The sequence below is a fragment of the Myceligenerans halotolerans genome, from assembly GCF_054782975.1.
Genome location: NZ_BAAGRL010000023.1, coordinates 181,792 through 191,102 on the forward strand (window position 1 = coordinate 181,792; position 9,311 = coordinate 191,102).

The window sequence follows — 9,311 nt, forward strand, 5'->3', positions numbered from 1 at the left end:
ATGCAGATCGGCATCCCCGACGACGCGGGCCCCCTGGTCGCCGCGACGCCGTCGGCCGTGACACGACTGAGCGCCCTCGGGTACGACGTCGTCGTCACCGAGAGCGGCGGAGCCGCCGCCGGACTGCCCGACGACGACTACCGTGCCGCCGGCGCGCTCGTCGTCTCCGACCCCGCCGTCGCGTGGGAGTCGGACGTGGTGGTCTGCACCGTGGTGCCCGACGACGTCACCGAGCGGATGCGGCCCGGCTCGACCCTCGTGGCCCGGCTCGCCCCCGCCGCGCACCCCGACCGCGTCCGCGCCCTGGCGGAACGCGGCATCACGGCGCTGGCCCTCGACGCCGTGCCCCGCATCTCGCGGGCGCAGTCCCTCGACGTGCTCTCCGTCCTGTCCAACGTCGCCGGTTACCGCGCCGTCGTGGAGGCTGCCGCCGAGTACTCCGGCATGTTCGGCGGCCAGGTCACCGCCGCCGGCAGCACCCGGCCCGCCACCGTCTTCGTGATCGGCGCCGGCGTCGCCGGGCTCGCCGCCCTCGGTGCCGCCACCGCGCTCGGCGCGCGCGTGCGCGCCTTCGACGTCCGGCCCGAGGTAGCCGAGCAGATCGAGTCGATGGGCGCCGAGTTCGTCTCCGAACCCGAGGCGCAGCAGCAGATCAGCGCCGACGGCTACGCCACACCCCTCACCGAGGAGCAGCTCGCCGCCGCCCTGCGCCTCTACACGCGGGAGGCCGCCGCGGCCGACATCGTCATCACCACCGCACTCGTGCGCGGCACCGCGCCGACCACGCTCACCGCCGAGGCGGTGGCGGCCATGCGGCCCGGCTCCGTGATCGTCGACCTCGCGGCACCCGGGGGCGGCAACTGCGAGCTCACGGTCCCGGGGGAGCGGGTGGTGTCCGGCAACGGCGTCGTCGTCCTCGGCTACACCGACCTGCCCGCGCGCATGCCGCGCCACACCTCCGAGCTGTACGGCACGGCCGTCGCGAACCTGCTCACCCTGCTGACGCCCGCCAAGGACGGCAAGGTCCGGCTCGACCTCGACGACGTCGTCCAGCGCGGCATCACCGTCGCCCGCGGCGGCGAGGTCCTCTGGCCGCCACCCGCGGTGCAGGTCAGCGCGGCAGCTCCGCCCGCCACCACGCCCGCCGTCGTCCCTGCCGAGCCTGCACGACGCCGGCCCGCCTGGCTCACCGGAGCACTCGCCGTGGCGGGCGCCGTGCTCGGCGGACTGGCCGTCGCCGCGTCACCCGCCGAGACCGTCGGGCACTTCACGGTGCTGGCGCTCGCGGTCGTCGTCGGGTTCTACGTGATCCGGTCCGTCACCCACGCCCTGCACACGCCGCTGATGAGTCAGACGAATGCCGTCTCGGGCATCATCCTGGTCGGCGCGCTGCTGCAGATCGGGTCCTCGTCGCTGCTGGTGACCGTGCTGGCGACCATCGCGGCGGCGGTCGCGAGCATCAACGTGTTCGGCGGGTTCCTCGTGACGCGCCGCATGCTGCGCATGTTCCGCAAGGCCGACGAGACACCTGCCGAGGGGAGCGCGCGATGACGACGACCGGACTGGTCCAGGGCGCCTCCGTCGTGGCGGCGGTGCTGTTCATCCTCTCGCTGGCGGGACTGTCCCGGCAGGAGACCGCCAGGCGCGGCGTGAACCTCGGCATGGCCGGCATGGTGCTGGCGCTCGGCGCGACGATCGCGCTCGCCCTCGTGAGTTCCGAGCGGCCCGTGGGTGTCACGGCGGCGCTGATCCTGCTCGTGCTCGTGGTCGGCGCGACCGTCGGCACGTGGCGGGCGCGCAGCGTCGAGATGACGCAGATGCCCGAGCTCATCGCGCTGCTGCACTCGTTCGTGGGTCTCGCGGCGGTGCTGGTGGGGTACGGGTCGTATCTCACGGCGTTCCCGCTGGGTGAGGGGCCGGCGGGGGACGGCGGCGACACGGTGCACGCCGTCGAGATCTATCTCGGCGTGCTGATCGGGGCCGTGACGTTCACCGGGTCGCTCGTGGCGTTCGGGAAGCTGTCCGGGAGGCTGAAGTCGGCGCCGGTGATGCTGCCCGCGCGGAACTGGCTGAACCTCGCCGTCGTCGTGGGGTGCGCGGCGCTGCTCGCCTGGTACCTGGCCGCGGTCGGGCCCGCCGGCGGGAGCGCTGCCGTGGTGCCGCTGCTGCTCATGACGGTGCTCGCCCTGGCGCTCGGCTGGCACCTCGTGGCGGCGATCGGCGGGGGAGACATGCCCGTCGTCGTCTCGATGCTGAACTCGTACTCAGGCTGGGCCGCGGCCGCGGCCGGGTTCATGCTCGGCAACGACCTGCTGATCATCACGGGCGCGCTGGTCGGGTCCTCGGGTGCGATCCTCAGCTACATCATGTGCCGGGCGATGAACCGCTCGTTCGTGTCCGTGATCCTCGGCGGGTTCGGGCAGGCCGCCGGTCCGTCGTCGTCGGACGGGCCCGACGGCGAGCACCGCGAGACGACTCCGCCCACGGTGGCGGACCAGCTCGTCGCCGCCCGGAGCGTGATCATCGCGCCGGGATACGGCATGGCCGTGGCCAAGGCGCAGTACCCCGTGGCGGACCTCGCGGCGAAACTGGCCGAGCGGGGCGTGCGGGTGCGGTTCGCGATCCACCCGGTCGCCGGGCGGCTGCCCGGGCACATGAACGTGCTGCTCGCCGAGGCGAAGGTGCCGTACGACATCGTCGAGGGCATGGACGAGATCAACGCGGACTTCGGCGAGACCGACGTCGTGCTCGTGATCGGCGCCAACGACACCGTGAACCCGGCCGCGCAGGACGACCCGGGATCGCCCATCGCCGGGATGCCGGTGCTGGAGGTGTGGCACGCGCGCGACGTCGTCGTCTTCAAGCGTTCCATGGCCACGGGCTACGCGGGCGTGCAGAACCCGCTGTTCTTCAAGGAGAACACGACGATGCTGTTCGGCGACGCCAAGGACCGCGTGGAGGAGATCATCAAGGCGCTGTGAGCGGAGGTAGCCGATACTCGGCGTATCAGGTTCGGGGTAGTCTGGCCGCGTGACGACCGAACATGCCGGTGCCGAGCCCGTTCGACACACCGTCCGTGCGCGGGACGGTCACGACCTCGCCGTCAGCACGTTCGAGCCTGGCGGCGAGCCTCGCGGCGTCGCGGTGATCGCGCCCGCGTTCTCCACGCCGGCGTCGTTCTACGCGGGGTTCGCCGACTGGCTCGCGGGGCACGGGATCCGTGCCGTCACGTTCGACTACCGCGGGTTCGCGTCGTCGTCAGGCGGTCGTCACCTGCGCGACGTCGACGCCGACCTGCTCGCCTGGGCCGGGGACGCGGCCGACGTCGTCGGCTGGGCGGCCGAGCACGCCGATGGGCTACCCGTCACCTACGTGGGGCACAGCCTCGGCAGCCAGATCCTGGGCCTCGGGAAGCACGAGGTGGTGGACCGCGCGCTGTTCGTGGCCGGCGGGAACCCCCACGTCGAGATCAGCAGGTCCCGCATGGCGTGGGCCGCCCCCTTCGCGTTCCGCGTGCTGCTGCCTGCGGTGATCCGGATGACCGGCTACTACCCCGGCAAGCGCGTGCGATTCATGGGCAACGCGCCCGCCGGGGTGATGCGGCAGTGGATGCGGTGGGCGATGCACCCCGAGTACCTCCTGGGCGAGGTGCCGCACGCGGCCGACGCGTATGCCAAGGTCGAGATGCCCATCGTGTCCCTGCACATGACCGACGACGAACTCGTGACGCGGGAGACCACCGAGGCGATGCTGAAGTGGTACTCCGGTGCGGACCTGACGCACCGCGAGGTCACGCCGGCCGAGATGGGCGCCGAACGCGTCGGCCATCTGGGCTTCTTCCGGCCGAGGTCCGCGGCGGGCTGGGACCGGGTGGTCCTCCCCGCGATCACGGGCGCGGGGTAGGCGCCGGGACGGGCGGTGCGGCCGACGGCTCGTCGGATGGTCGGCTGGTTGTCGGGTGGTCGGTCGGTTGTCGGATGATCGGTCCCTCGGGCGCCCGATCATCCGACAACCGACCGACCACACCGGACGCGCGCCCGCTGGGGCCGTGGGTCAGCAGACCTGGGTGCCCGAGGTTGTCGTCAGGGCGGCGTAGGCCGATGTCAGAAGGGTGGTGACCGGGCCCGGGCCGGAGGCGGCGTCCGCCGTCGTACCCGGTCCGATGGGGCGGCCGTCTACCGACAGGACCGGTGCGAGGCCGCCCATCGTGCCGGTCACGAAGGCCTCGTCCGCGGTGTAGAGGTCCGTCAGGGAGAAGTCGCCGACGGCGGACGGGATGCCCGCCTCCGCTGCCAGGCCGAGCACCGTCGCGCGGGTGATTCCCTCGGGGCAGGCGCGGGTGGTGGAGGTGCGCAGGACGCCGTCGGCCACGTGGAAGACGTGCGTCGCGTTCGTCTCGGCGATGTAGCCGGCGTCGTCCAGCATGAGCGCGTCGTCGGCGCCGGCCACGTTCGCCTCGATCTTCGCGAGGATCGACGTGAGCAGGTTGTTGTGGTGGATCTTCGGGTCGAGCGAGTCAGCGCGGTGCCGCCGCACGGACGACGTCACCAGGGTGATGCCACCGGCGTCGTACACGGGCGGCTTGAACTCCGCGAGCACGATGAGCGTCGGCCCGGCCTGGTTGAGCCGCGGGTCCATGCCGGACGTGATCTTCTCGCCGCGGCCGAGCGTGAGGCGGATGTGCACGTCGTCGCGCATGCCGTTGGCGGCGAGGGTCTCGCGGATCGCGGCGACGAGCTCGTCGTCGGACGGGATCTCGGAGAACGCGAGAGCCTTGGCCGAGCGGCGCAGCCGCGCGAGGTGCTCGGTCAGCCCGAAGATGCGGCCGTCGTGCAGGCGCAACCCCTCCCAGACGCCGTCGCCGCCCTGGACCAGCGAGTCGAACGGGCTGACGCGCGCCTCGTCGCGGTGGGTGAGCTTGCCGTTGATCCAGACCTGCAGGTCACGGTTGCGTTCGTCGAACGTCTGCAGCATGGGTGATTCCTCTCCTCGTGGGGATCGTGGCGCGTCACGGGCGCAGCGCGTAGGGCGCGAGCCGTTCGTAGTACGGCAGGCAGCGCTCCAGCAGCGGCCGCAGACGGTCCGGCAGCGGGTCGCGCGTGCCCGGTGACTCCGCGGCGAAGCCGGTGGACGCCTCGACGCCCGCGTACCAGTGCTTCGCCCAGACGCCGTCCTCCGCGCGAGGGCCGGGCGGCCAGGACAGCATCGCGTCGTCGAACTCCAGGCCGAGCGCGGCGCACAGCGCGGTGAGGGTGCCGCGGGGGTCGCGCAGCACGTCGGCGGCGTCGACGACCGGGCCGCCGAACCGCTCGTACAGCTCGACCTGCTGCGGCAGCCCGAGATCCTCCAGCGTGGGCTCCGAGCGCACCTTCGCGTAGGAGACCAGCACACGCTCGGGGTCGCGGATCAGGAACGCGTGGGTCAGGTGGGCGAGCGGCTCGCGCGGCGTGCTCGGCAGGATGTGGTGCGTCATGTGCTTCTGGTAGTGCACGGCCGTGGGGACGGCGCCGGTCGTCAGCTCTCGCAGCACGACGGCCGGGTCGGACGGCTGGGACGCGATGACCTCCGCGGCGCCGGGATGATCGATCCCCGTGCTCTCCAGGTAGGCGGCGTACAGCGGCTCGTCGACCACCGAGGTGTCCGCCCGGTTGCCGAGGCTGCGCATCATCGCGGTCGACAGATTACGAGGGCCGGACCACATGGCGATGCGTAGCGTCATGGTGGGCAGAGTACTCAGGTGCGCTTGCGGTCGCGGTAGGCGGCGACGGCGGCGCGGTTGCTGCATCGGGTGCTGCAGAACTTGCGGGAGCGGTTGCGGGAGAGGTCGAGGACCAGGCCCTCGCAGGTCGGGTCGGCGCAGACCGACAGGCGCGACATCTCGTCGGCGCGAATCAGGTCGGCCATGGCGAGTGCCGTCTCCGCGGCGACGTGATCGGTGAACGGGGCGTCGTCGGGCACGGAGTGGAGGTGCCAGTCGGTGTCGCCGTGCCGGACGAGGCGCGGCACGGCCGAGACGTCGGCCAGTATGCGGTTGGCCAGCTCGGCGGCCGTGTCGCGGTCCGCGATGAGGAGCTCGCGCAGGCGCGGGCGCAGCGCGTGGACGGCGGCGAGCTCGGCCGCGTCCCCGTCGTGCCGGACCGTGTAGCCGTGCGCCACGTAGAACGCGTCCAGGTCGGCGACCGTCTCGAGCGTGAGCGGCGGCTCGGCCGAGTTCACCAGGGCGACGGCGGCCCGCAGGTTCGGTTCGGTGTCATGCTCGAAAAGCATGTTGACACATTACCGCGTGCAGGCCTACTGTCATGAGTCATGACGGATATGACTCGTGACACGGGTGTTCCCAGCGCTCTCGGGGGCGGGCCGACGGCGGTCCGCCCGTCGCCCGCCGATGCGCTCCCCGGGCCGGCGCCGACGCCGACGGGTGCGGTAGCGCCGTCGACCTCCGCCGACGCGCTTCCGGGCGTGACGGCGACGGCCGGTATCGCCTTCGCCCTTCTCGCCGCGGCGACGTTCTCGCTGTCCGGTCCGTTCGCCCGCGGCCTGCTCGACGCCGGCTGGACGGCGGGGGCGGCCGTCACGGTCCGTGTGCTCATCGGCGGCGCGGTGCTCGCGATCCCGGCGATCCTGGCGCTCCGCGGCCGGTGGGCCCTGCTGCGCTCGAACCTCTGGTCGCTCCTGGCGTACGGCCTGGTGCCGGTGGCGGGCACGCAGCTCACGTTCTTCTACGCGGTGTCGTACCTGGACGTCGGTGTCGCGCTGCTCATCGAGTTCCTCGCGCCCGTGGCCGTCGTCGGCTGGATGTGGGCGCGGCACGGCCGGCGGCCGGGCCTGCTGACGTGCATCGGCGGGGTGGTCGCACTGGGCGGGCTCGTCCTGGTGCTGGATCTCGCCGGTAACGGCGGTATCAGCGTGCCCGGAGTGCTGTGGGCGCTGGGCGCCATGGTGGGGGCGGCCGGCTACTTCGTGATGTCGGCGCGGCCGACAGGGTTGCCACCCGTCGCCCTGGCCTCGGGCGGTCTGCTGACGGGCGGCGTGTCGCTGCTGGTCGCGGGCCTCATCGGGATCGTGCCGCTGCGGGTCGCGGCCGAGGCCGTACGGTTCCAGGACTTCACCGTTCCCTGGTGGGTGCCGGTGCTGGGCCTGGGTGTCGTCACGGCGGCCGTCGCCTACACGGCGGGCATCGCGGCGAGCCGGCGGCTGGGCGCGCGGCTGGCCTCGTTCGTCGGTCTGACCGAGGTGATGTTCGCGGTGCTGGCCGCGTGGCTGCTGCTGGGCCAGGCCCCGGCCCCCGTGCAGATCGTCGGCGGCGTGCTGATCCTCGCGGGCATCATCACGGTCCGGGCGGGGGAGCGGGGCTGACGGGCTGGGGTCACAGCTCGATGGCTGCGACCGAGAGGTAGAACGGCGAGGGGGCCACGGGTCGTCGCCCGCGCAACAGGCGTCCGAGAAGGAATCGTGGCCAGCGTGGGGTGGCACGCACGCCCGTCGCGTACAGGATGGTGCGGTCGGGGCCGGCCACGTGCAGTATGCCCGGACCATAGGTGCCGCGGGCGAGAGCCGCGGGCGTTCCGGGATCCTCCGTCCGTACGACGTGTCGCGGCTCCGACCAGTCGGCTCGGTTCGTCGTGAGCTCGGTCGCTGTACTCAGCCACAGGCCCTGCGGTGGGAATCCGCCGGTTCCGTGGAGGTCCGCACCTCGGGCGAGGACCATGAGCCATCCGTCCGGTGTGCGCGTGACGGCGTTGTCGAAGAACCCTTCCACGGAGCTTGCGAACACTCGCGGTTCGTCCCATGTGATCCCGTCCGCGCTCTCGGTCACCCGGAGCTCGTAGTCGGGAAGCTCGCCGGGACCGATCTCGTGCTCGTTCGCCTGGAACCACATCACGTAGCGACCGCCGTCGTGGATCACGAGCGGTTCGAGCACGCTGAGCCGTGGCGGGGAGCCCTGGACCAGAGGCTCGTCGTGACGCACCCACCGCCCGTCGAGGTGCTCGAGCATCCCGATCGCGTACCTGCTCCTGGATCCGTACTGCTTCCGGGAGGAGCGGCCGGTGTAGTAGATGCGCGCCGGCTGTCCGTCGGACGCCGGGACGTACGACGGCGTGTGCATGCCGGAGGCGTCCCATGCCCCTCGGGGCGGATCGGCAGCCAGGGCGCGCGCACGTCCGCGCGCGTCCGTTTCGACACGCCAGGCGGAGCCTGCCGGGTCGTCGGCCTCGTCGAGGGTGGCCACGTACAGACGGTTCCTGAACGTGGTGCTGAATCCTCCGAGGAACATCGTCGGGACGCCATCGATGACATGGACGTCGGGATCGCCCACACCGAGCAGACCGGGTGGCATCGGCCCGTCCGCCATGTCCCACAGTGAAGCCCACCGGGACGATGAGAAGTGGCTGACCATGACGACCTCCGCGGAATCGAGCACGCCAAGACGGGCGTGGACTCCCCTGCGTGTCAGGTAGGTCGTTGCCCCGACCCTATCAATCGCGGGGTGCCCCGGTGGGGCAGGGTGCCGTGGGTCAGGTTGTCGCCGAGTCCTGCGCGGCCGCGTCGTGATCTGGCTGCTGGCGGGGTGCGTCCTCTGCTGGCCGTACTACTGGGTGCGCTGCACGCCTCGCGAGGGCGGCGGTGATGCCCATGCGGCCGGCTTGAGGCACTCGCGCCGGCAGTGGGGGGGATTCGAGGGCGCTCCATGCCGACGACGACGGCGGTGGCCGGGGCCATGGCCGCCGCCTACCAGAGGGCCGTGGGGCGTCATCGGCGCCTCGGCCCCCGGCTACCGGCCCCGGGCCCGGGCCCGCGATGAGGGACCGTCATGACGGCGTTGTGCGGGAGGGACGCCGACGGCGACTGTGTGCAGAACATTTGTTCCACAGATTGGTGCCAGATAGGGGTTTCAGCTCGTGCTTGCCTCGGCCTGCTGAGAGAATTGAGGGCATGACGACACGACGCGCCACGGGCTTCCTGCCCGGCCCCCAGGACGGGGCCGGGCAGGCCACGACGCCCCCGCGCACCACCGTGTCCACCCACGACAGCTCGGCCGACGGCATCCCGGCCAACTTCTCAGCGGCTGACATGTCGGCGACTGGCGTCTCGACCCACGGCGTCCCGGCGACCGGTGTCCCGGTGACCGGTGTCTCGGCGGCTGGCGCCTCGACGAACGGTGTGTCGGCGACTGGCATGTCGGCGACTGGAGGCTCGACTGGCGCCTTGGCCACCGACGTGTCGGCGGCCGATGTTGCTGCGGTGCATGAGTGGCTGCTGACGGCGGCCAAGCCCGGTGAAGCGCGCGGTCAGGTCCAGATGCTGCGTGC

At 72.2% G+C, this 9,311-nt stretch carries 9 protein-coding genes; 5 read left to right on the forward strand and 4 right to left on the reverse strand.

From position 1 onward, the window contains the following. From ACYVK5_RS16265 to ACYVK5_RS16275, 3 genes are read left to right on the forward strand one after another with little or no spacing between them, the layout of a single operon-like run. Entirely contained in the window at positions 1–1,551 is a 1,551-nt protein-coding gene (locus tag ACYVK5_RS16265) for a Re/Si-specific NAD(P)(+) transhydrogenase subunit alpha (RefSeq protein ID WP_460706839.1), read from the forward strand. Beyond that, the gene (gene pntB / locus ACYVK5_RS16270; RefSeq protein WP_460706841.1) at positions 1,548–2,981 is read left to right on the forward strand and encodes a Re/Si-specific NAD(P)(+) transhydrogenase subunit beta; all 1,434 of its coding nucleotides are present in this window, start codon (positions 1,548–1,550) and stop codon (positions 2,979–2,981) included. Before ACYVK5_RS16265 ends, pntB begins: the two co-directional genes overlap by 4 nt. Before the next feature lie 49 nt (positions 2,982–3,030). Further along, positions 3,031–3,903, forward strand: coding sequence for an alpha/beta hydrolase family protein (locus ACYVK5_RS16275; RefSeq protein ID WP_460706844.1), 873 nt, complete (start codon positions 3,031–3,033; stop codon positions 3,901–3,903). A 150-nt stretch (positions 3,904–4,053) separates the two neighbouring features. Here ACYVK5_RS16275 and ACYVK5_RS16280 read toward each other — a convergent pair whose 3' ends face one another. From ACYVK5_RS16280 to ACYVK5_RS16290, 3 genes are read right to left on the reverse strand one after another with little or no spacing between them, the layout of a single operon-like run. Then, positions 4,054–4,974 (reverse strand): aminotransferase class IV, encoded by a 921-nt coding sequence (locus ACYVK5_RS16280; protein WP_460706846.1) that lies wholly within the window; start codon positions 4,972–4,974, stop codon positions 4,054–4,056. Positions 4,975–5,008: 34 nt separating this feature from the next. Continuing rightward, complete coding sequence (locus ACYVK5_RS16285; protein WP_460706848.1) at positions 5,009–5,719, reverse strand: sulfotransferase-like domain-containing protein; 711 nt, start codon at positions 5,717–5,719, stop codon at positions 5,009–5,011. 14 nt (positions 5,720–5,733) lie between these two features. Then, the gene (locus ACYVK5_RS16290; protein ID WP_460706850.1) at positions 5,734–6,267 is read right to left on the reverse strand and encodes a CGNR zinc finger domain-containing protein; all 534 of its coding nucleotides are present in this window, start codon (positions 6,265–6,267) and stop codon (positions 5,734–5,736) included. 39 nt (positions 6,268–6,306) lie between these two features. Between ACYVK5_RS16290 and ACYVK5_RS16295 the strand changes: the two genes are divergently transcribed. After that, positions 6,307–7,356, forward strand: coding sequence for an EamA family transporter (locus tag ACYVK5_RS16295; protein ID WP_460706851.1), 1,050 nt, complete (start codon positions 6,307–6,309; stop codon positions 7,354–7,356). Between the two features lie 10 nt (positions 7,357–7,366). Here ACYVK5_RS16295 and ACYVK5_RS16300 read toward each other — a convergent pair whose 3' ends face one another. After that, the gene (locus ACYVK5_RS16300; RefSeq protein WP_460706853.1) at positions 7,367–8,353 is read right to left on the reverse strand and encodes a glycoside hydrolase family protein; all 987 of its coding nucleotides are present in this window, start codon (positions 8,351–8,353) and stop codon (positions 7,367–7,369) included. Between the two features lie 581 nt (positions 8,354–8,934). On the opposite strand from ACYVK5_RS16300, the gene ACYVK5_RS16305 reads away from it, so the two are divergent. Next, a partial coding sequence (locus tag ACYVK5_RS16305) for a hypothetical protein (protein ID WP_460706855.1) occupies positions 8,935–9,311 on the forward strand: 377 nt, incomplete at its 3' end.